Consider the following 19,874-nt stretch of genomic DNA (forward strand, 5'->3'; position numbering starts at 1 on the left):
GTTACTTGTGCCGGTACGTGATCCGGCCACGGCTCGGGTCGTACGGCGAGACCTCGACGGTCACGCGGTCGCCCGGCAGGATCTTGATGTAGTACTGCCGCATCCGGCCGCTGATGGTCGCGAGGACGCCCAGGCCGTTGTCCGCCTTCACGCGAAACATGGCGTTCGGCAGGGCCTCTTGAACCACGCCGTCGAACTCGAGCTTGTCGCCCTTCGGTTCCTTCGGCGGTCTGGCTTGTTTCGTACGCCTCATTCTCCACCCGAGCCCGATCGGCCGAGAGCCGACAGCACCCTGTGCGTAACTTCTTCTGGCTTCCCGACCCCGTCGACGCGATGCAGCAGCTGCTTCTGCTCGTAAAACGGGAGAAGGGCAGCCGTCATCGCCTCGTAGGCATCGAGCCGCTTGGCAACAGCCTCGGGCCGATCATCGGCCCGATGCTCTAGCTCCGCACCGGGGGGCGGCGGATTATAGACGAGATGATATATCTGTCCACTGCGTTTGTCGGTCCGACGATGGATCAAGCGTTCCTCGAGCAGGGGGCGCGGAACGTCCAGCTGGAGCACCGCATCAATCCGCTTGCCGCCCTGGCTGGCGAGGAGCTCGTCGAGCGCGGTCGCCTGGGGCACCGTCCTGGGAAATCCGTCCAGGAGGAAACCGTTGCCACAGTCGGGCTCGGCCGTTCGCTGAGCGATGAGGCCGATGACGGCCTCATCGGGCAGGAGCCCGCCCGAGTCCATGATGTCCAGGTAACGCTTCTCCAGCGTGCCTGCCCGCTTCGCCTCGCGCAGCATGTCGCCGGTCGAGATCTGCGGGACGCCGAAGCGCGAGCACAGCAGCTTCGCTTGCGTACCCTTCCCAGCTCCAGGAGGCCCCACCAGAACCAAGATCATTTGCCCTCCGTCACGCTTCCGGCAGCCTGCGGCCGCGGATGCGGGTGGCACCGGGGCCCGTCAGCCCCTCGTAGCTCCGCGTGATCAGGTGCGCCTCCAGCTGGTTCACCGTGTCGAGCGCGACGCCCACGACAATCATGAGCGACGTCCCGCCGAAGCCGAAGGGGACACGCAGCAGGTTGCCGACGATCGAGGGGACCACGCACACCGCGGCGACGTAGAGCGCGCCGCCCACGGTGATCCGCTGGATCACCCGGTGGATGTAGTCCGCCGTCTGCTTGCCTGGCCGGATCCCGGGGATGTTTGCCTGCTGCTTCTTCAGGTTCTCGGCGACGTCCACCGGCTGGAACGTGACGTTCGTGTAGAAGAAGCAGAAGAAGATGATGAGCAGCGCGTAGCCGGTGTTGAAGACCCAGTCTCCCCGGTTGATGATCGCCTGGAGCGCGTTGGCCCCGGGCACGTTCATGTTCGCGAGCGTCTGCGGGAACATCAGCAGCGACGACGCGAAGATGGGGGGGATGGTGCCCGCGGTGTTCACCTTGAGCGGCAGGTGCGCCGTCTGCCCGCCGTACACGCGGCGGCCGACCTGGCGCCGCGAGTACACGATCGGGATCTGGCGCCTGCCGTTCTCGAAGAACGCGATGATCCCGATGACGAACACGATGAACGCGACGACCGCGGCCATCGTCAGCGGCTGGAGATCGCCGGCGTTCTGGGCGAAGTAGTTGCCGATCTGCTGGGGGATGCTCGTGATGATGCTCGCGAAGATCAGGAGCGAGACGCCGTTCGAGACCCCGCGCTCGGTGATCTGCTCGCCGATCCACATCAGGAACGCGGTCCCGGTCGTCAGCGTGATGACCGTCATCAGCTGGAAGCCGATGCCGGGGTGGTTCACGATGCCGGCCCCCGTCTCGCTGCTCGACAGGCCCTCCAGCATCTTCGCGATCGAGAAGGCCTGGAACAGCGAGAGCGCGACCGTGCCGTACCGCGTGTACTGATCGAGCCGGCGACGCCCCTGTTCGCCCTCTTTTCGCAGCTCGTCGATGGGCTTGTACACCATGCCCATGAGCTGCATGATGATCGATGCCGAGATGTACGGCATGATCCCGAGCGCGAAGATCGACAGGTTCTCCAGCGCTCCGCCGGAGAACATGTTGAAGAAGCCGATGAGCCCCCCGGACTGCTTCGCGACGTACTGCCGCATCGCATTCCGGTCCACGCCCGGGGTCGTCACGAACACGCCGACCCGGTAGACCGCGAGCATCACCAGGGTGAAGATCACGCGTCGCCGGAGCTCGGGGATCTTGTGGAAGTTGGTGATTCCCGCGAGGCTGGCCATAGGCGATCCTGGACTCCGGCTTGGTGGGGGCGCGTGCGCGCTGGCTACGAGGACGAGGCGCCCGTCGAGTTGTCCTGAGAGGCGGGCGACGCGAGCACGACCGCCTTGCCTCCCGCCTTCTCGATCTTCTCGATCGCTCCCTTGGAGAAGCGATGCGCGCTCACCGTGAGCTTCTTCGTGAGCTCGCCGCTGCCGAGGATCTTCAGGACGTCGAACCGGCCCTGCACGAGGCGGCTCGCCTGGAGCGCGGCCACGTCGACCTGGGCGCCGTCGTCGAACGCCTCGAGGGCGCCGACGTTGACGTTGGCGACGATGTCCGCGAGCGGGTTCCGGAAGCCACGCTTCGGGAGGCGGCGCTGGATCGGCGTCTGCCCGCCCTGGAAGTGCTTCTTGTTGATGTTGCCGCCCGCCCGCGCCTTCTGCCCTTTTTGTCCGCGGCCAGCCGTCTTGCCGACGCCCGACCCCACGCCGCGGCCAACGCGGAGCCTCTTGGTTACGGCGCCTTCAGGGGCTTGGAGCTTAGAGAGGATGTCCATGTTTCACACTTCCGTACGCGGCAACTCCGCGGGGATGACGATCTCGCTTCTCAGGACTTCAGGGAGGTTGCCTCGTCGGCGACCTCCTCCACCTCGACCAGGTGGAGGATCTTCTTCACCATGCCACGGAACGAGGGCGTGTTCGCGACGACCACCTCGGACCCCGGCCCGCGCAGGCCGAGCCCCTTGATGACCCTCCGGGTGTGCTCGACCTGGCCGATGTTGCTGATCTTCTGACGTACGCGGAGCTTCACTGCGAGCCTCCTTCAGCGCCGCCGCCCTGCGCGCCGCCCGGCCCGGGGGGCGCCACGCTCGCGCGACGCCGGCCCGCGGTACCAGTGCCGCCGCGGCGCTGGTAGTCGAGCGAGTCGAGCTGCATCGACCGCTTCCCGGCGACGCTCTCCGGGCTCTTCAGCCCGCGGAGCGCCGCGACGGTCGCGTGCACGACGTTGTGCGGGTTGCTCGTGCCGAGCGACTTCGACAGCACGTCGTGGATCCCCGCCGACTCGACGACGGCGCGCACCGCGCCGCCGGCGATGACGCCCGTCCCAGGGCTGGCCGGCTTCAGCAGGACCTTACCCGCCCCGACGTGGCCGAACGAGTCGTGCGGGATAGTCACACCGTCGAGCGGGATGCGGAACAGGTTCTTGCGAGCCTGGTCGTTCCCCTTGCGGATGGCCTCCGGCACCTCGTTGGCCTTGCCCAGGCCGACGCCCACGTGCCCCGCTTCGTCGCCCACCACGACCAGCGCCGAGAAGCTGAAACGCCGGCCGCCCTTGACGACCTTGGCGACGCGGTTGATGTGGATGACTCGCTCTTTCAGCTTCTCTTCGTCGACATGATCGAACGCCATAACCGTCCTCTATCACGTTCTCCGCCGCGGCAGTTGACCGCGCCCGCCGCCCTCACCATCAGGGCAGCGGCTGTGGGAGTCAGAAATCGAGACCTGCCTCGCGCGCCGCCTGGGCGAGGGCGCTGACGCGCCCGTGGTACAGATAGCCGTTGCGGTCGAAGACCACCTTGTCGATCTGCTTCTCCTTGCAGATCTTCGCGATCAGCGCCCCGACCTTCTTCGCCGCCTCGACCTTGTTGTCCTCGTCGAGCGAGCCCTTCAGATCCTTCGACAGCGTCGAAGCGTGGGCGAGGGTCTTGCCGCTCACGTCGTCGATGACCTGCGCGTAGATGTGCTTCGAGCTGCGGAAGACGCTGAGGCGCGGGCGCTCCGGCGTCCCCTCGACCTTCTTGCGGATGCGGAGCTTCCGGCGCTCCCGACCGACGATTTTCATGCCCATGACCGTCTCGTCCCTCGGTGCAGCGGCGTCGCCGCCGCTGCTCGCCTTTACTTCTTGCCGCCCTTGCCGGCCTTGCCAGCCTTCTCCCGCACGCGCTCGCCGCGGTACCGCACGCCCTTGCCGCCGTACGGCTCCGGCGGCCTGAAGCCGCGGATCGTCGCGGCCGTCTGCCCGATGAGCTCCTTGTCCGCGCCCGTCAGGACGAGGATCGTGCCCTTCGAGTCCGCCGGGATCGTCGCGGTCAGGCCCGTCGGCACCGCGAACGTCACGGGGTGGGAGAAGCCGAGGGCGAAGTTCAGCGTCGTGCCCTTGAGCTCGACGCGGTAGCCGGTCCCCTTGAGCTCGAGCGTCCGCTCGTAACCCTCGGCGACGCCCTTCACCATCGCGGCCACGAGCGCCCGCGTGAGCCCCTGGAGGCGCGACCCGTCGCGCCCAGGCGCCACCGAGCTCACGTGCAGCCTGCTCCCCTCGAGCTTGATGTCCACCTTGTCGGTGATCGCGCGGGAGAGCTGCCCCTTCGGGCCCTTGACGTCGATCTTCCGGCCGTTGACGGTCGCGGTGACCCCCTTCGGCAGATCAATCGGACGCTTGCCGACGCGCGACGTCTTGGTCGCGAGCCGGCTGTCACCGTTCGCGTTGCCCTTCGCAGGCTGGGCTGTGTTCGCCTGAGCTTCCATCACCACACCTCGCAGAGCAGCTCGCCGCCCACCTTCAGGCGGCGCGCATCCCTGTCGCTCATGAGCCCGCGGGACGTGCTCAGGATCGAGATCCCGAGCCCGCTGAACACGCGCGGGATCCTGTCGTGGCGCACGTACACGCGGCGCCCGGGGCGGGAGACGCGGCGCACGCCGTCGATCGCGCTCTGGCGGTCGCGCCCGTACTTGAGCACGATCGTCAGCTTCTTGGGACCTTCGCCCTCGGTCTCGCGCACGTCGGCGATGAAGCCCTCGGACTTGAGGATCTCCGCGACCGCGGCTTTGATGCGGCTCGCGGGGACCTCGGTCCGGTCGTGCCGCGCGAGCGCCGCGTTGCGAATGCGGGTCAGCATGTCGGCGATGGGATCGGTCATCATAGAATCACCAGCTGGCCTTGATCACACCAGGGAGCTCACCACGGAGCGCGAACAACCGAAGGCAGACACGGCAGAGCTCGAAGTCGCGGTAGTAAGCGCGCGAGCGCCCGCACACCTTGCAACGGTTCTTGTGCCGCGTAGAAAACTTCGGCGGACGGTTCAGCTTCGCAAACTCTTTTGCACGGGCCATCGAAAATCCCTCAATGCCGGAACGGGATGCCAAGCTCGGTGAGGAGCGCGCGTCCTTCCTCGTCCGTCTTCGCCGTGGTCACGAACGAGATGTTGAGCCCCTTCACGACGTCGATCTTGTCGTAGTCGATCTCGGGGAAGATGATCTGCTCGCGCAGGCCCATCGTGAAGTTGCCCTTGCCGTCGAACCCCTTCGGGCTGACGCCCTTGAAGTCGCGGACGCGCGGCAGCGAGAACGAGATCAGGCGATCCACGAACTCCCACATCCGCTCGGCGCGCAGGGTCACCATCACCCCGATGGGCAGGTTCTCGCGCAGCTTGAAGGTCGCGATCGACTTTCGAGCCCGGGTCACCACCGGCTTCTGGCCGGAGATCGCCCGCATGTCCTCGACCGCCGAGTCGATGATCTTCGGGTTCTGCACCGCGGCGCCGAGCCCCATGTTGATCACCACCTTCTGCAGGCGGGGCACCATCATCGGGTTCTTGTAGCCGAACCGCTTCGAGAGCGCGGCGGTCACGGACTTCTGGTAGTGCGTGCGCAGCCGCGGGGTGTAGTTCGGGTCGCGCGGGCGCGCCTCGGCCGGCTCGGCGGCCTCGACCTCCGCGCCCTTGCCCTTCGCGCCCTTGGCTTCCTTGCTCTTGGCGGGCGCCTGCGGCTTGGCCTGCTGCGGCTTGGGCTTGTCCTTGCCCTTGCCGCCGTCCTTGGCCGCCTTGTCCTTGTCCTTCTTGTCCGCCATGGCTAGCCCACACCGATCGCGCTGCCGCTCTTGCCGACGCGCGTCTTCTTGCCGTCCTCACCGACGCGGATCTTCACGCGCGTCGGCTTGCCCGTCGCCGGATCGACCGGCATGACCTTGGAGGCGTGAATCGGCGCCTCCTTGGTGATCTTCCCGCCCTCTTGGTTGCGCGGCGTGGGCCGCTGGTGGCGGGTCACCGTGTTCAGGCCCTCCACCACCACGCGATCCTCGTCGGCGAGGATCTTGGTGATGCGGCCCTGCTTCCCCTGCTCCTTGCCGCTGATGACCTGCACGAGGTCACCGACCCTGAGGCGCTTCATCAGAGGACCTCCGGCGCGAGCGAGATGATCTTCATGAACTTCTTCGCGCGCAGCTCGCGAGCGACCGGCCCGAAGATGCGGGTGCCGATCGGCTCCTTCTCCTTGTTGATGAGGACCGCGCTGTTCCCATCGAACTTGATGTAGCTGCCGTCCGAGCGGAGGTACTCCCGGGCGGTGCGGACGACGACGGCGCGCGCCGTGTCCCCCTTCTTCACCTTGGTCCCCGGCAGCGCCTCCTTGATCGACACGACGATGACGTCGCCGAGCGCGGCGTACTTGCGGCGCGAGCCGCCGAGCACCTTGATGCACTTCACGATTCGGGCGCCGGAGTTGTCCGCGACCTCGAGATGCGTCGACACCTGGATCATGGCGCTACTCCTCCACCGGCCTGGCAACGAGCTTGGTCACGAGCCACCGCTTGTCGCGGGAGATCGGCCTGTGCTCCGTGATCTCGACGCGGTCGCCCACCTTGTACTGGTTCGTCTCGTCGTGCGCCTTGTAGCGCTCCCGCTGACGGACGTACTTCTTGTACACAGGGTCGAGCGCGTTCCGGATGACCTCGACGGTGACCGTCTTGTCCATCTTGTCGCTGGTCACCTTGCCGACCAGCTTGCGCCGGAAGCCGTGCGCCTTCGCCTCGGTCTCGGCCTGCGCAGGCGCGGCGGCTGCCAGCTCGGGCGCCGCAGCGACCGGCTGCTGGTTCTCTGCCTTCTTCTTCGTCGCCATGGCTACGCCTTCTCCTCGGCACGCGCGCGCTGCGTGAGGATCGTCTTCACCCGCGCGAGATCCCGCTTCGCCTTGCGGATCGTCGCCGTGTCGTTCAGCCGATTCGTGAAATTCTTGAACCGCGCCTCGAACAGGCCCGCCGCCAGCGACTTCTCGAGCTCGCGCAGGTGCTCGGTGGTGCGTTCACGCAAATCCTTCGCCTTCATCGCTTCCCTCACGTCAGCCCGCGGACGAGGAACTTGCACTGCATCGGGAGCTTGTGCGACGCGAGGCGGAAGGCCTCCTTCGCGATCTCCTCGCTCACGCCGCTGATCTCGTACATCACGCGGCCCGGCTTCACGACGGCGCACCACTCCTCGGGCGCGCCCTTGCCCCCACCCATGCGGACCTCGAGCGGCTTCTTCGTCACCGGGCGGTCCGGGAAGATGCGGATCCACAGCTTGCCCGCGCGCTTCACGTGCCGCTGGATCGCCATACGGGCCGCCTCGATCTGCCGCGAGGTGACGCGGGCAGGCTCGACGCACTGGAGCGCAAAGTCGCCGAAGGAGACATCGCTGCCCGTCATGGCGAGGCCGCGGTTGTTCCCCTTCTGCATCTTGCGGAACTTGGTTCGCTTCGGAGACAGCATTCTGCAATCCCTCTACTGGATCCGGCGCGCCTTACGCTGCAGGACCTCGCCCTTGAACATCCAGACCTTCACGCCGATGATGCCGACCTTCGTCTTCGCCTCGGCGAGGCCGAACTCGATGTCGGCGCGGAGCGTGTGCAGCGGCACCCGGCCCTCGCGGTAGGTCTCGACGCGGCTCATCTCGCTGCCGCCGAGCCTGCCGGCGCAGCGCACGCGGATGCCCTTCGCGCCGAACTTCATCGCGGTGGCGACCGCCTTCTTCATCGCCCGGCGGAACGCGATCCGGCGCTCGAGCTGCGTCGCGATGTTCTCGGCGACGAGCTGCGCGTTGGTCTCGGCCTTCCGGACCTCCTGCACGTCGATGAACACCTCGTTGTCGGTGAACGAGGACACGCCGGGGAAGAGGGTCTCGCCCTTCGACGCGGTGCCGACGTTGCCGCTCTTCAGCGTCTCGATCCCCTTGCCGCCCTTGCCGATCACCATGCCGGGGCGGGCGGTGAAGACGATCACCTTCGCGCGGTTCGCGGCGCGCTCGATCTCCACGCCGGCGATGTTCGCGTTGTAGAGGTACTGCTTGATCGCGCGCTTGATGCGGATGTCCTGGTGGAGCCACTTCTGATACGCGGCGCCGTCCTCGTACCACTTGCTGCTCCACGTCTTGATGACACCGACGCGGAAGCCATACGGATGGGTCTTCTGTCCCATATCGGCAGGTCCTCTACTTACTTTCTCTCGTCGACTTCGATGACGATGTGCGACACGCCCTTGGTGATCCGGGTCGCACGACCCATCGCGCGCGGCCGCCAGCGGCGGTTGAACTTGTTCGGCCCCTTGTCGACGGTGGCCTTGCTGATGAAGAGCGCGTCGATGTCGGCGCCCGCCTGCTGGGCGTTCGCGACCGCGCTCTCGATGATCTTCCGCAGGACGGGGGCGCCGCTCTTCTGCGTGAACGAGAGCAGCTGGATCGCCTCGTCCGCGTCGCGACCTCGGACGAGATCGGCGATCATGCGTGCCTTGCGCGGGGCGATCCGCGAAAACATCGCACTGGCTTTGCTTACCATTCGAGACACCTCGCGACACCGGCGGGCGGAGTGACTCCGTACCGGGTTTCGGTTCGCTGCGAACCGGTTGCACCGTCGTACGCTTCCGGTCTCAGTCCGGCGTCCATGAACGCGGACCCCCTTCGCGTCACCGGGGGGGTTCCCGCGGCGGCCGAAGGAGCAGAGCTGAGATCGAAGCGCCGTTACGGCTCTTCTACTGGGAGACCGGGAGGACACCCGATCGCCCGGGAAAACGGAGCGCGGTGATTACCAGCGGGAAGCGCCGTACGCAAGCGCGATCCTTCCGCGTCCTTTCAGTTTGTTTCTCGCGCCCGGGCGACCTGAGCAACTTTTCAGACTTTCCTGAACGGGCGTCAGGAGCACCTCACCGCCGGCGTCCGGCCGCCGCCCTCGCCGGCCGGCCGGCCTCCGGGAGGCGCTCGGTCGCTCACGATCTCGAAAATTGCTCTTGACACACGCGAAACACTTCTGAAACAGGCTGTCCGGCGGCCTGATCGGGACGGCACCGGGTGCGTCCGCGGCGCATCGGCCTCGTCCGGCTCGACCGGGGCGAAGAACGGGATTGCGAGGGGAATAGGAGAGCCCCAGGCTGAGTCGAACGTACCAGGTAGTGGAACTCTTCCCCGACATTGTAGGAGGCAACGTGACCATGCTTGCTCGTCATCGCCATTCTTTCTTCGCGCTTACCTTGATCTTGCCCGCCGTCCACGGCGGCTGCGTCGTGACCTCGGCGGACACGGACAACGACCCGGACCAGACGACCGGCGCCGGCGTCACCACCGGCTCCTCGACCGGCGGGGGCGACGGCGGCGAGGGCGGCGAGGGCGGCGACTGGGGCGAAGGCGGCCAGGGAGGCGACGGAGGAGAAGGCGGTCAGGGCGGCGAGGGCGGCGAGGGCGGCGGAGCGGCGTGCATCGAGGCCGGGAACAGCGCCGTCACGGCGGACGCATGTGAGCGGCTGAACATCGCGCCGGCGCAGGGGGCGACGAGCCAGTGCGGCGACGACCGCGACGAGGAGCCCATCGGCTACAGGCTCTGCAAGCGCGCCTTCCTCCTGTTCGCCCGGAGCCACGCGGCGGATCTGGCCGACTGCCTGGGGGACATCGGCGTGCAGTACGCGTGCGATCTCGAGCCCGCTCAGGATTGCCTCACCGAGATGTACGAGAACGCCTGCCCCAACCAGGCGCTCACGATCTGCGACGGGATCGCCGACCAATGCGATGAGTCGTTCAACGAGGGGCAGTGCGCTGCCGATCTGAACCCCTTCAGCGCTGCCGGCGTGGACGAGCTCGTCGAGTGCATCAACGAGGCGGATGAGAACCTCACCTGCGGCGCGGCCTACCGCGACTGCTACGAGACCGTCATGAGCTTCTGAACAGGTCCCCGCGCAAAGGCGGGGCCGAGGGCGCGCGCAGCGCCCTCTCTGCTCTCGCGGTTCTTTTCCCCCACCGTTCAACGCACATGCGATGACCTCCGGGCCCGTTCCCAGCCTGCGCCCACCCTAGCGCCCCGGCGCGCGCACCCTCTCCCGTACGCGCCTTCGGGGGTCCCCCGAGGGCGGTATTCGGTTGCAAAAAAGATGGCGGGAAGGGATCCTCGGCTCCGCCGTGGCCAAGGATCTCTCCCGCCCGCGTCTGGCAACTTCCCTTCCGCGTTCGTCGGGGGCGCGTCCATACCGCGGCGGTGTCCTGCTTGGGCTGGTCGTCGCATCGGCCGGCTGCGCGCCGGGGTCGACGACCGCCGAGCAGATCACGCCGCGCGTGGTGGCGCGAGCGTCGTTCGAGGGCGCCGCCGCCATCGTCGTGGACCGGCCCCTCAAGGCGAAGGAGAGCGCGCTCTCGACCGTCAAGGACAGCACCGCGATCGCGTCCGTGATGGAGCCCGAGACCAGCGCCGCCTCGGTGTCCTCGTCGACGAGCAGCGCGCGCTGTCCGGCCGAGATGGCCCTCGTCGAAGATCGCGTGTGCGTCGACCGCTGGGAGGGCTCCCTGGTCGAGCTGACGGCCGGCGGCGAGCGCCCGTGGTCGCCCTTCGATCCGATCGACGGCATCGAGCGCCGCGTCCGCGCCGTGTCCTGGCCGGGCGTCATCCCGCAGGGCTACATCAGCGGGCTGCAGGCCAAGCGGGCGTGCGCGGCGTCAGGCAAGCGCCTGTGCACCTCGGACGAGTGGGTGAGCGCCTGCCGAGGGCCCGAGGACACGCTCTTCCCCTACGGCGCGAGCCGCCAGCACGGGGTGTGCAACGACGACGAGCGACCGGTTCACCCGGTCGCCGAGATCGCGGCGCTGCTCGGCATCAAGTCCGAGGAGCACTGGACGACCGCGATGAACAACCCGCTCATCAACCAGCTGTCCAACGCGCTGCTCCCGACGGGCGAGCGCGCGGGGTGCACCAACGGCTACGGCGTGTTCGACATGGTCGGCAACCTGCACGAGTGGGTCGACGATCCGAGCGGCACCTTCCGGGGCGGCTATTTCATGGACACGACGCGCAACGGCGAGGGGTGCAAGTACGCGACGACCGCGCACTCCTTCGGCTACCACGACTACTCGACGGGCTTCCGGTGCTGCATGGATCCGGAGCAGGCCGACTAGTGCTGGCCGCACAGCGCGCGGCCGGCGGTAGAGCGGCCGCGAGGCGGGCGCGGAGCTCGAGGCGATGCGGCGAGGAATCAGGCGAGCGCGCCGCGGCGGCGCGGTGGCCGGCGCTCCGGATCGACCGCTCCCGCGCGGCGCGGCCGAGCGTGCCAGTCGGCGACAGCCCGGCGATGCGGCGCAGGGATCCAAGACGACACCAGCGAAGAGAATGCCGATGCTCGACTCCGGAGTGAGCGCGGCGGCGCGGCGCCGCGCCGTCGCGACTGCCCTCGCCGCCCTGACCGCTCTCCTGGCGCTCGGGTGCCGGAAGAAGGAGAAGGCAGAGCCCATCACCGTCCCGCCGCCGGGCGCGGCGTCGCAGGATGAGCTCACCACCGCCATTGGCCAGGCGCGAGGCATCGCCTCGGCGCTCGCCCCGTCGTCGACCCGATGGCGACGGGTGTTCGTGCTCGACGACAAGCGCGCGGTGGTGACAGGCGAGGTCGAGAACGAGGCGATCGCGCTCGTGACCGAGACCGCCGGCAGGACGTGGCGCTCGCTGCGGCGCCTCCGCGAGGGATGGTCCACCTGGTCGGTCGGCGCCGACGGCGCCATCGTGCTCACCGCCGGCCCGCGCGGCCCGGCGCCCGCGAAGGACGCGCACGGAGCTCGAGGGGCGCCGCCCGCGGTGGACCCGCCCAGCCTCTCCTTCGCTCCGTTCGAGGCGAGCGAGCTCTCGGCGCCCTCGCCCCTCGCGCTGCCAGAGCTGGGCCGCGGGGCGCGGCCGCTCGCGAACTCCATACCTGCAGTGCTGTCGGCCGAGAGCGCCGCGCTGCTCGTCGAGCCGAGACCCCGGCGCGCGACCCTCGTCCATGCGGGGCCGCCCGGCGCCACGCCGGTGCCGCCGCTCCAGCTCCCCGCGCAAGAACAGGCGCTGCCCGTGCCGTATGGCCGCCCGCCGGCGATCCTGTCGGTGCGCGGGCGCAACCTCCTCGCGCGGCCCGTCCCCGAGCCGGGCAAGCCGCTCGACGCACCCCGGATCATCGAGGGGCTCGCGATGAGCCCAGCGGCGACGGCCGCGCTCTCTGCGCCCCCCGCGTGCGACTTCGCCGGATGGTCGATCCAGCTCGTGCCTCAACCGCCCGACAAGACGGCGGTGCTCGCCGTCTCCGCGGCGCAGACAGCCGTGCTGAAGCTCCCCGCGAAAGCCGCCCCCGATGCCGCGATCGGCTGCGCAGCCGACCGGATCATGGTCGAGGTTATCGCTCCCACAACTGGAGAGCGCACGCTCGCGACGTGCACCCTCGACGGCGCCTGCGTGCTCGCCGAGAAACCGCCCTTTCGCCCCTGGCTGGAGCCGCACGAGCGGTTTATCGCCCTGGCGCCCACACGCCAAGGGGTCGCCGCCGTGCTGACGTCCCGCACCGCGACGCGATGGGGGCTCTATATCGCGCAATCCCCGGAAGCAGGTAAGATCTACGACGTCCCCAGGGTAATCGGCGAAGACTCGGGCGAACGCGGCCGTATCGAGCTCGGAGCGCTCCTCTCCTTCGGAAATCGGCTTTTGATGCTCCTCCAGGCCGACGTCACCGGGACATCGCGTCGCGGCTGGTACGTCATGGCCTCTGAGGACAGCGGGCTCACCTGGAGCCCGCCCTGAGCTCCGTCTCGAACGGGACAGCCATTCTGAACGCGACGCGTCAGCAAAGCCTCCATCCCATCTGACCCTGGCGTGCGCGGTGGTCGCGCGACCTACTTCGCTGGCGCGGCAGCCTGAGCGACGCGCTTGCGCCCCTTGGCGCTCGGCTTCTTCGCAGCAGGCGCAGGTCCCGCCGCGGTCTTGCGCGCGTTCGCGCTCGCCTGCTCGGCCGTCTTCGCGTCGCCTGCATAGCGGGCGAAGCGGCGGTCACCCCCCTGGAAAATCCGCTTCTCCAGCTTGAGCTCCTTCAGCGCTGCAGCGGCGCGCGTCTGCGGGATACCCGCCTGCTTCGCCACCTCGCTCGCGCTGACGCCAGAGCTCGCCTTGACGACACGCTCGACCGCGTCGAGCGTCTCCTGACGCTCCGCCGAGGCGGCCGGCGACTTGCGCGGGCGGCCGGGCCGACGCTTCGGCGCGGCGCCACGCTTGGCCGCGACGGAAGAAGGTTTGGACTGGACCGCTCCAGCGCGGGCGCGCGTACGGCTGCGGCGCGGCGCCGGCGGAGGAACCAACGGCGCCGCCCCTGTCACGGCGCCCAGCTGATTCTTGACGAGCGCGAGGATCGCCTCGTCCGGCATTTTCCGCACGAGGTTTACAATCTGCTGTGAAAAGGCATCGGTCGCCATGTGCTCTCCCTCGTCGCCGAATCCAGCTCGGCGGTTGGATACGACTATGCCGTTGCCACTTGCCTGGTCAAGCGAATTGAGGATAGCCGGCCGTCTTTTCTTTCAATAGGCGCTGCGGGCGGGCTCAATCGGAGAGCTCATTGGACGGCCACGAACGGCTGGGCTGCTTTGCTCGACACGAGCCGAGCGATGAAGCGCCCCCACGCGCGTCGATTGATAGCCGAGACCCCTCCCCCGCGCAGGACGGCCCGAGCCGCGACAACCCTCTCAGGCCCCTCACGCTGCACCGCGGCATTGCGTGTCTCGGGTGCTCGCGGCAGGTCAGGTAAGAACTGTATGAGAACCGAGCAACCCCGCTCCCTCGATCAGGCCCGTCACGGGCGGCAATGCGGGCTCGCGCACAACTGCGAGGCGCATCGACCCCGGCCTGGGCCTCCCGCCCCCAATCATTGAAGCGCCCCGCGCCGGATGCGAGCGCCTGGCGACCACACACAGGCGGCCAGCGCATGGCTACATTGCACGCCCTGGGCGCACGACTGACCTATGCGGGCGCATGATGATACGATGCCGCCCCGGGAGGGGCGCCGCCGGGGAGCTTCGCAATCGCGCCGGAGGGGCAAGGAATCAGGGCCGACCGCGCGAGCGCCTCGCCCCCGGGTCCGCCGCGCCACGGCCTCTCGCCGAGCGAAGCCTCCCGTCCGCCCGCGGCGCGACGCCGGCGTCTATGTCCGCGCGCCTGCTTGAGCCCCGCTGCGCCGGCGCGAGTCGCCGGCTGGCTCGCCGCGAGCCGCTGCGCTGAGCGAGCGCTCCGCACGACATGCGCTCATCTCCGCGGGATTGTGCGGGCTCGCGCGCTCGGCCGCGGCTCGGTCAAAAGCCAACCCGCCGAGCTCTTCGGACCGATGAGTGGACGCCAGCGGGGGCGCCGCCCTCCGAGGCACGCCCTCTCTTCGCTCAGCGCCGATCTCGACATCACGCGCGCACCTCTCACCCGCGGGCAACGCGGCCGGCTGGAGCCTGTCGTGCCCGCCGGACCGGCGCGCGGGCGCGCGGCGATCCAGCAGGACCTCTCATTATATAGAAGAGAGGAGCGCCGAGGAGAGCTCATCGCCGTGCTCGGCCTGTCCGATCGAGCGCTCCCAAGTCAGCTCAGCCTTCGGCCCGGCTCGAGTGCGGCGCGCGGTTCGCGCTCCGGATGCACGGGCTCTACGACATTGGCGCCTGCTCCAATGAGAGGAGGAGCAACGGCGGCGGCCAGGCCCGCTCCACCTCGACTTCTTCGAACGCCCTCCTGTCCATATCCACGGCGACCCGGAATCCGCGCGGGCCGAGGTCGACGCTGGCCCGGCGATCGGACGAGATCGATCAGCCGCCCACAATCCGTTGACATGCGCGTCCGTCGGGGAGTTGACATGCGTCCGTCGGGGAGAACGATGCGCGCATGTCGCTGGCCCGCGTGCTCGAGCCCGAGGTCATGGATACCGACGAGGAGGCGCGGGCCTACGACACACCATGGATCTCGCCGCCGTGAACGCGGCGTTCTGCGACGCGCTCCTCTGCCTCGATCCGGATCTCGCATACGCCCTCGACGTCGGTACGGGGACGTGCCTGTTGCCCATCGAGCTTTGCCGGCGCGTACCGACAGCGCGGATCAAGGCGATCGATCTCTCCGCGTCGATGCTCGACCTCGGGCGCCGCCGCGTCGAGCAGGCGGGGCTCACCGGCGCCATCACGCTCGCCCTCGTGGACGCCAAGGCGCTGCCCGAGCCGGACGAGACGTTCTCAGCCGTCCTCTCGAACAGCATCATCCACCACATCCCGGAGCCGATGCAGGTCATGCGCGAGATGTTTCGCGTCCTCCGGCCCGGCGGGCTCCTGTTCATCCGAGATCTGCTCCGTCCGAAGGACGAGGCGTCGGTGGCGGCCCTCGTCGCCACGTATGCAGCGAACGATACGCCGTACCAGCGCGCCCTCTTCGATGCGTCGCTGCGCGCCGCGCTCGCGGTCGAGGAGGTGCGGGACATCCTGCGCTCGCTCGGGATCCCCCCCGAATGCGCGCAGGCGACGAGCGACCGGCGCTGGACCCTGGCGTTCCGCAAGGCCGCCTGATCCGGAGGCGCCCCGCCTCGCGACGCCGGCCCGTCAAATCGACGCGACGACCAGCCCGGCACGTAATAAAAGCGTCCGCGTGAACGCCACCGGAACACGAGCCCGCCGGGCGCGCGGCGGTGCCCCCGCGCTCCTCCTGTCCCTCGCCATCGCCCTCCTCGCCGCCTGCGAGGAGAGCCCGCCGCGCCCGGGCGAACCGGAGCGGCCCGCGCCCCCGCCGCCTACGTCGCCCGCGGCGAGCGCGCCGCCCGCGGCGAGCGCGCCGCCCGCGGCCAGCTCGGCAGCCGCCGAGCCGCCGGACGCAGGCGCGCCGGGAGACGTGGGCGCTCCCACGGGCACGCCCGCGTGGCAGGGGACGTGGGAAGGGCGCTACGACGCCAAGAAAGGCAGCGTCGTGCTGCCCCCCAAGGTGAAGGACGCCGTGCGCCAGAAGGACGACGGCAAGCAGGCCACCGGCCCAGGAACGGTGACGCTGACCATCGAGCCGAGCGGTGAGCTGAAGGGCACGGCGAAAGGCGCGCTCGGCGACGCGACCCTCGTCGGAAAGGTCGAGGACGGCGTGGTCCGCGCCTCGGTCTTCCCCGAAGATCCGCGCGCGCCGAGCGCGATGACCGGCATCCTCGTCGGCGAGCTGAAGGAGAACGTCATCGCGGGCAGGATCCGGGTGACCGGGCCCGACGCCATGCTCGTGCGCGAGTCACCCGTGGAGCTGAAGAAGAAATGAGCAGCGCCGGTGGACGAGACGACGTCGTCTCGTCCACCGGCGTCGCGCGTCAGCTCGCCGCCCCGGCCCCGCCCGGCTCGCCCGCCGCTCTGCCCGGCGGCGCAGCGCCGACATCGCCGGCCGCGCCGCCGCGACCGCCGCCGCGGCCCGCCTCGCTCCGCCGCTCCTCGCGCTGGCGAGCGATCTCGGCGTCCCGCTGCTCGTACGCCACGATGATCCGCTGCACGAGCGGGTGGCGCACGACGTCGACCTCGGTGAACGAGCAGATCGCGATCCCCTCGATCCCCGCGAGCAGCTCGCGCGCCTCGGCGAGGCCGCTGCGCGCGCCGTGCGGGAGATCGACCTGCGTGACGTCGCCCGTCACCACGGCGCGAGAGGCGTAGCCGAGGCGCGTGAGGAACATGCGCATCTGATCGCTCGTCGCGTTCTGCGCCTCGTCGAGGATGACGAAGCAATCGTTGAGCGTGCGGCCGCGCATGAAGGCCAGCGGGGCGACCTCGATCTGGCCGCGCGTCACGAGGCCTTGCGCCTTGTCCGCGTCCATCATGTCGTGGAGCGCGTCGTAGAGCGGGCGCAGGTAGGGATTCACCTTCTCGGCGAGATCGCCGGGCAGGAAGCCGAGCCGCTCCCCCGCCTCGACCGCCGGCCGGGTGAGGATGATCCGCTTCACGCGGCGCTCGAGCAGCGCGTGGACCGCCATGGCCATCGCGAGGTACGTCTTGCCCGTCCCCGCCGGCCCGATGCCGAACGTCATGTCGTGCGATCGGATCGCCTGGATATAGCGCTTCTGCGCCAGCCCCTTCGCCGAGATCGGCCGGCGGCGCGCCGAGATGAGCACGACGTCCTCGAACAGCTCGCGCAGGGTCATCCCAGGGTCGTCCCGGAGCGCCTGGACCCCGCGGACGTAGTCCTGCGGGTCGAGCACCACGCCGCTCCTCAACATCTGCGCGGCCTCCGCCAGGCACCGCTCGGCGAGCGCGACCTTGTCGGCGTCCCCGGCGAGCCGGATCGTGTTGCCTCGGACGCCCGACTCGATGCCGAGAGTGCGCGCGATGAGCTTGAGATTCTCGTTCCCTGGCCCGGCGAGGGCCACCAAGGTGCTGTTGTCGAGCACCTCGACATCCGCCGTGATCCGCACGCTGGTCGTCATCGAGTGATCCTTCCCCGCCTTTGCTCCGGCGCTCCGCCGCCGGCACGCGCCGTCCTCCCTTGAACGGACCCTTGACTGCACCCACCTGTCACGCGACTGTCCCGCCCGCTCGTCCCGTGCCCTACACGGAATCGTAACGTCCTGGTCATAATCCAGCGTTGATAATGCGTGGAGTTTCGGGCACGCGGGCGAGCCGCACACAGGGAGAACTGCATGAGGTTAGCTACATCGGCGCTGCTGGGCATGACTGTTACGCTGTCGGGCCTTTCGGCGCTAGCACAGCCTGGGCCCCAGGGCCCGGCGCAACCGGCGCCGGCGCCACCTCCGGCCGCAGCACCCGCGCCGCCCGCCGGCGCGGTGCCGCCCGCCAGCGCGGCGCCGCCCGCCGGCGCGGTGCCGCCCGCCAGCGCGGTGCCGCCCGCCGGCGCGGTGCCGCCCACCGGCGCCGCCGCGCCGGCGCCACCGCCTGCCGCCGCCGCACCGGCGCCGCCGCCGGAGCCGGTGCCGCCGCCGGCAGAGCAGCTTCCGCCGCCGCCTCCTCCGGGCGCGCCGGCGACCGCCGCACCGCCGCCGCCGCCGCCGGAGGTGTTCGCGCCGACCGCCGAGGCCGCGGTCGTGAAGGAGCAGCAGCCGCTCGCCGGCTGGCACGGCGGCTTCTTCCTTCGGGACGCCAACGACACCTTCCGGCTGTACCCGAAGGGGAGGATGAACCTCGACTTCTACAGCAGCTTCGGCGGCGGCGTGTCGGACGTGACCGCGACGAGCGGCGGGGCCGCGCTCAAGCCGCGCTTCTTCGTCCGCCGCGCGCGGCTGGAGCTGGCCGGCGAGTTCCTGAAGAAGTGGTCCTTCGACGTCGACGTCGATTTCGGCGGCCAGGGGCTCGCGAACACGAACGGCAGGACCGAGAACGCCGCCGCGGCTCCCGGCCAGACGCCGACCGCCGAGACCGCGCGCTTCGCCCCCGTCGAGGGCACGACCTCGAACGCGGTGCTCGCCGACGTCTGGATCAACTACTCGGTCATGCCGGCGCTGAACTTCATGTTCGGGCAGTACACGACGTTCTTCTCGATGGATAACCAGACGAGCGACAACAGCTCGACGTTCCTGGAGCGCAACATCGGGACCCGGAGCTTCGCCTACCCGGAGGGCAAGGACATCGGCCTGACCATCTGGGGCGACGTCGCCGACAGGATGCTCGTCTACGGCGTCAGCGTGCTCGGCGGCGACGGGCAAAACCGGCCCGGCGTCGACGCCCCGCCCGATTTCGTCGCCCGCGTCTTCGCGCGCCCGTTCGGCGGCGACAAGAAGGCGTTGCTCGCGAAGGCGCAGATCGGCATCAGCGCGCGCCACGGCGAGCGAGACCAGGAGTTCGTGGGCTACGACTACGCGCCCATCAGGACGGGGCAGGGCTACACGCTCTGGGGCGGCGGCTACACGGACTCGCTGAAGCGCCCGATCCACGTCATCCCGTCGGGCGCGCAGAACGCGATCGGCGGCGAGCTCCGGCTGCCCATCAAGATGGTCGAGCTCCGGGCCGAGGCCTACTACGTCGCGAACAACACGCGCGAGGCCGTGGAGGGCTATCAGCTCACCAACACCGAGCGGCTCGGGCAGGTGCGGGGGCTCGGGTGGTACGTGCAGCTCTCGGCGTGGCCGGTGGGCGACGCCTTCGTCAGCGGCGATCCTGGGTTCAGCCCGCGCCCGACCAAGATCGACCTCTCGAAGGAGCTCGAGAAGCCGAAGTCGGGCCTCGAGGTCGCCGCGCTCCTCGCTGGGATCAACGCGACGTACGACGGCGCGTCCCGCGAGGGCGCGTACGACGAGAGGACGCCGGGCGCCGAGAACGGGCCGGGCACCGACCTCAACGTCATGCAGATCGGCCTCGCCGCGAACTACTGGCATACGAAGAACGTGCGGCTCGGCGTGAATTACAGCGCCTACCTGACGCCGGGCAGCGGCTCGAGCGAGAACCTCCTCCGGGTGCCGGGCAATACCCTGAGCGAGCCCGATCCGGATGCGCACGCGCTGCACGAGCTCAGCGCCCGGCTCAGCCTGTCCTTCTAGACGCGCGTCGCGCGTGTCCCGCCGCGGCCGGCGTGCCGGCCGCGCTCCTCGCTCGTTCGTTTGCCCTCCAACGAAGCGCGCCGGCGGGGCTCCCTGCGCGGCGCGGCGCAGCGCGGGCCGCGCTGCGCCGGCCAA

General features: G+C 69.5%; 26 protein-coding genes. 6 read left to right on the forward strand and 20 right to left on the reverse strand.

Translation table 11 applies throughout. The features are described 5' to 3' along the window. Position 1: 1 nt before the first annotated feature. The 18 genes from infA to rplV form a co-directional block, all read right to left on the reverse strand. Positions 2–253, reverse strand: coding sequence for a translation initiation factor IF-1 (gene infA, locus WMF20_RS44135; RefSeq protein WP_129579869.1), 252 nt, complete (start codon positions 251–253; stop codon positions 2–4). After that, positions 250–891, reverse strand: a complete 642-nt coding sequence (locus tag WMF20_RS44140; protein ID WP_437607794.1) for an adenylate kinase — start codon at positions 889–891, stop codon at positions 250–252. Before WMF20_RS44140 ends, infA begins: the two co-directional genes overlap by 4 nt. 10 nt (positions 892–901) lie before the next feature. Beyond that, positions 902–2,230, reverse strand: a complete 1,329-nt coding sequence (secY, locus tag WMF20_RS44145) for a preprotein translocase subunit SecY (protein ID WP_437607795.1) — start codon at positions 2,228–2,230, stop codon at positions 902–904. A gap of 44 nt (positions 2,231–2,274) precedes the next feature. Then, a complete protein-coding gene (gene rplO, locus WMF20_RS44150) occupies positions 2,275–2,766 on the reverse strand; it encodes a 50S ribosomal protein L15 (protein WP_129579872.1) in 492 nt (163 codons plus the stop codon). A 50-nt stretch (positions 2,767–2,816) separates the two neighbouring features. Then, positions 2,817–3,020: a 50S ribosomal protein L30 gene (gene rpmD / locus WMF20_RS44155; protein ID WP_129579873.1), complete on the reverse strand. Its 204-nt coding sequence runs from the start codon at positions 3,018–3,020 to the stop codon at positions 2,817–2,819. Next, the gene (gene rpsE / locus WMF20_RS44160; RefSeq protein WP_129579874.1) at positions 3,017–3,619 is read right to left on the reverse strand and encodes a 30S ribosomal protein S5; all 603 of its coding nucleotides are present in this window, start codon (positions 3,617–3,619) and stop codon (positions 3,017–3,019) included. Before rpsE ends, rpmD begins: the two co-directional genes overlap by 4 nt. Positions 3,620–3,698: 79 nt before the next feature. Beyond that, positions 3,699–4,058 carry a 50S ribosomal protein L18 gene (gene rplR, locus WMF20_RS44165; protein ID WP_129579875.1) on the reverse strand — a complete coding sequence of 120 codons (360 nt, stop codon included), beginning with the start codon at positions 4,056–4,058 and terminating at the stop codon, positions 3,699–3,701. Between the two features lie 47 nt (positions 4,059–4,105). Further along, positions 4,106–4,735, reverse strand: coding sequence for a 50S ribosomal protein L6 (rplF, locus tag WMF20_RS44170; RefSeq protein WP_129579876.1), 630 nt, complete (start codon positions 4,733–4,735; stop codon positions 4,106–4,108). Continuing rightward, positions 4,735–5,130, reverse strand: coding sequence for a 30S ribosomal protein S8 (gene rpsH, locus WMF20_RS44175; protein WP_061609602.1), 396 nt, complete (start codon positions 5,128–5,130; stop codon positions 4,735–4,737). Before rpsH ends, rplF begins: the two co-directional genes overlap by 1 nt. A gap of 4 nt (positions 5,131–5,134) precedes the next feature. Next, the gene (locus tag WMF20_RS44180; RefSeq protein ID WP_080682593.1) at positions 5,135–5,320 is read right to left on the reverse strand and encodes a type Z 30S ribosomal protein S14; all 186 of its coding nucleotides are present in this window, start codon (positions 5,318–5,320) and stop codon (positions 5,135–5,137) included. Positions 5,321–5,330: 10 nt separating this feature from the next. After that, positions 5,331–6,056 (reverse strand): 50S ribosomal protein L5, encoded by a 726-nt coding sequence (gene rplE / locus WMF20_RS44185; RefSeq protein ID WP_408022405.1) that lies wholly within the window; start codon positions 6,054–6,056, stop codon positions 5,331–5,333. A gap of 2 nt (positions 6,057–6,058) precedes the next feature. Next, positions 6,059–6,376 carry a 50S ribosomal protein L24 gene (gene rplX, locus WMF20_RS44190; protein WP_129579877.1) on the reverse strand — a complete coding sequence of 106 codons (318 nt, stop codon included), beginning with the start codon at positions 6,374–6,376 and terminating at the stop codon, positions 6,059–6,061. After that, a complete protein-coding gene (rplN, locus tag WMF20_RS44195) occupies positions 6,376–6,744 on the reverse strand; it encodes a 50S ribosomal protein L14 (RefSeq protein WP_020740977.1) in 369 nt (122 codons plus the stop codon). The genes rplX and rplN overlap by 1 nt, the downstream gene beginning before the upstream one ends. 4 nt (positions 6,745–6,748) lie before the next feature. Continuing rightward, positions 6,749–7,048, reverse strand: a complete 300-nt coding sequence (rpsQ, locus tag WMF20_RS44200) for a 30S ribosomal protein S17 (protein ID WP_061628603.1) — start codon at positions 7,046–7,048, stop codon at positions 6,749–6,751. A gap of 56 nt (positions 7,049–7,104) precedes the next feature. Next, positions 7,105–7,308 (reverse strand): 50S ribosomal protein L29, encoded by a 204-nt coding sequence (gene rpmC / locus WMF20_RS44205; protein ID WP_012240564.1) that lies wholly within the window; start codon positions 7,306–7,308, stop codon positions 7,105–7,107. Positions 7,309–7,316: 8 nt separating this feature from the next. After that, positions 7,317–7,730 carry a 50S ribosomal protein L16 gene (gene rplP, locus WMF20_RS44210; RefSeq protein WP_020740979.1) on the reverse strand — a complete coding sequence of 138 codons (414 nt, stop codon included), beginning with the start codon at positions 7,728–7,730 and terminating at the stop codon, positions 7,317–7,319. Positions 7,731–7,742: 12 nt separating this feature from the next. After that, complete coding sequence (gene rpsC / locus WMF20_RS44215) at positions 7,743–8,435, reverse strand: 30S ribosomal protein S3 (protein ID WP_061609597.1); 693 nt, start codon at positions 8,433–8,435, stop codon at positions 7,743–7,745. Between the two features lie 17 nt (positions 8,436–8,452). Continuing rightward, positions 8,453–8,791 carry a 50S ribosomal protein L22 gene (gene rplV, locus WMF20_RS44220; RefSeq protein WP_012240567.1) on the reverse strand — a complete coding sequence of 113 codons (339 nt, stop codon included), beginning with the start codon at positions 8,789–8,791 and terminating at the stop codon, positions 8,453–8,455. Between the two features lie 649 nt (positions 8,792–9,440). Between rplV and WMF20_RS44225 the strand changes: the two genes are divergently transcribed. From WMF20_RS44225 to WMF20_RS44235, 3 genes are all read left to right on the forward strand, one after another. Continuing rightward, on the forward strand, positions 9,441–10,166 hold the full coding sequence (locus tag WMF20_RS44225; RefSeq protein ID WP_437617222.1) for a hypothetical protein: 726 nt from the start codon (positions 9,441–9,443) through the stop codon (positions 10,164–10,166). 385 nt (positions 10,167–10,551) lie between these two features. After that, the gene (locus WMF20_RS44230; RefSeq protein ID WP_437607796.1) at positions 10,552–11,385 is read left to right on the forward strand and encodes an SUMF1/EgtB/PvdO family nonheme iron enzyme; all 834 of its coding nucleotides are present in this window, start codon (positions 10,552–10,554) and stop codon (positions 11,383–11,385) included. 217 nt (positions 11,386–11,602) lie between these two features. Then, positions 11,603–13,027 carry a hypothetical protein gene (locus WMF20_RS44235; RefSeq protein WP_437607797.1) on the forward strand — a complete coding sequence of 475 codons (1,425 nt, stop codon included), beginning with the start codon at positions 11,603–11,605 and terminating at the stop codon, positions 13,025–13,027. A 92-nt stretch (positions 13,028–13,119) separates the two neighbouring features. Here the strand turns inward: WMF20_RS44235 and WMF20_RS44240 are convergent, their stop codons facing one another. After that, on the reverse strand, positions 13,120–13,692 hold the full coding sequence (locus tag WMF20_RS44240; protein ID WP_129579879.1) for a hypothetical protein: 573 nt from the start codon (positions 13,690–13,692) through the stop codon (positions 13,120–13,122). A gap of 1,512 nt (positions 13,693–15,204) precedes the next feature. On the opposite strand from WMF20_RS44240, the gene WMF20_RS44245 reads away from it, so the two are divergent. Then, positions 15,205–15,801, forward strand: a complete 597-nt coding sequence (locus WMF20_RS44245) for a class I SAM-dependent methyltransferase (protein WP_437607798.1) — start codon at positions 15,205–15,207, stop codon at positions 15,799–15,801. Positions 15,802–15,880: 79 nt separating this feature from the next. Continuing rightward, a complete protein-coding gene (locus WMF20_RS44250) occupies positions 15,881–16,525 on the forward strand; it encodes a hypothetical protein (protein WP_437607799.1) in 645 nt (214 codons plus the stop codon). A gap of 49 nt (positions 16,526–16,574) precedes the next feature. Here the strand turns inward: WMF20_RS44250 and WMF20_RS44255 are convergent, their stop codons facing one another. Beyond that, positions 16,575–17,675 (reverse strand): PhoH family protein, encoded by a 1,101-nt coding sequence (locus tag WMF20_RS44255; protein ID WP_129579882.1) that lies wholly within the window; start codon positions 17,673–17,675, stop codon positions 16,575–16,577. Between the two features lie 357 nt (positions 17,676–18,032). Between WMF20_RS44255 and WMF20_RS44260 the strand changes: the two genes are divergently transcribed. Then, entirely contained in the window at positions 18,033–19,739 is a 1,707-nt protein-coding gene (locus WMF20_RS44260; RefSeq protein ID WP_437607801.1) for a porin, read from the forward strand. Positions 19,740–19,874 lie beyond the last annotated feature (135 nt).

This window comes from Sorangium sp. So ce834 (assembly GCF_051521425.1).
In the GTDB taxonomy this organism is placed as follows: Bacteria; Myxococcota_A; Polyangia; order Polyangiales; family Polyangiaceae; genus Sorangium; species Sorangium cellulosum_D.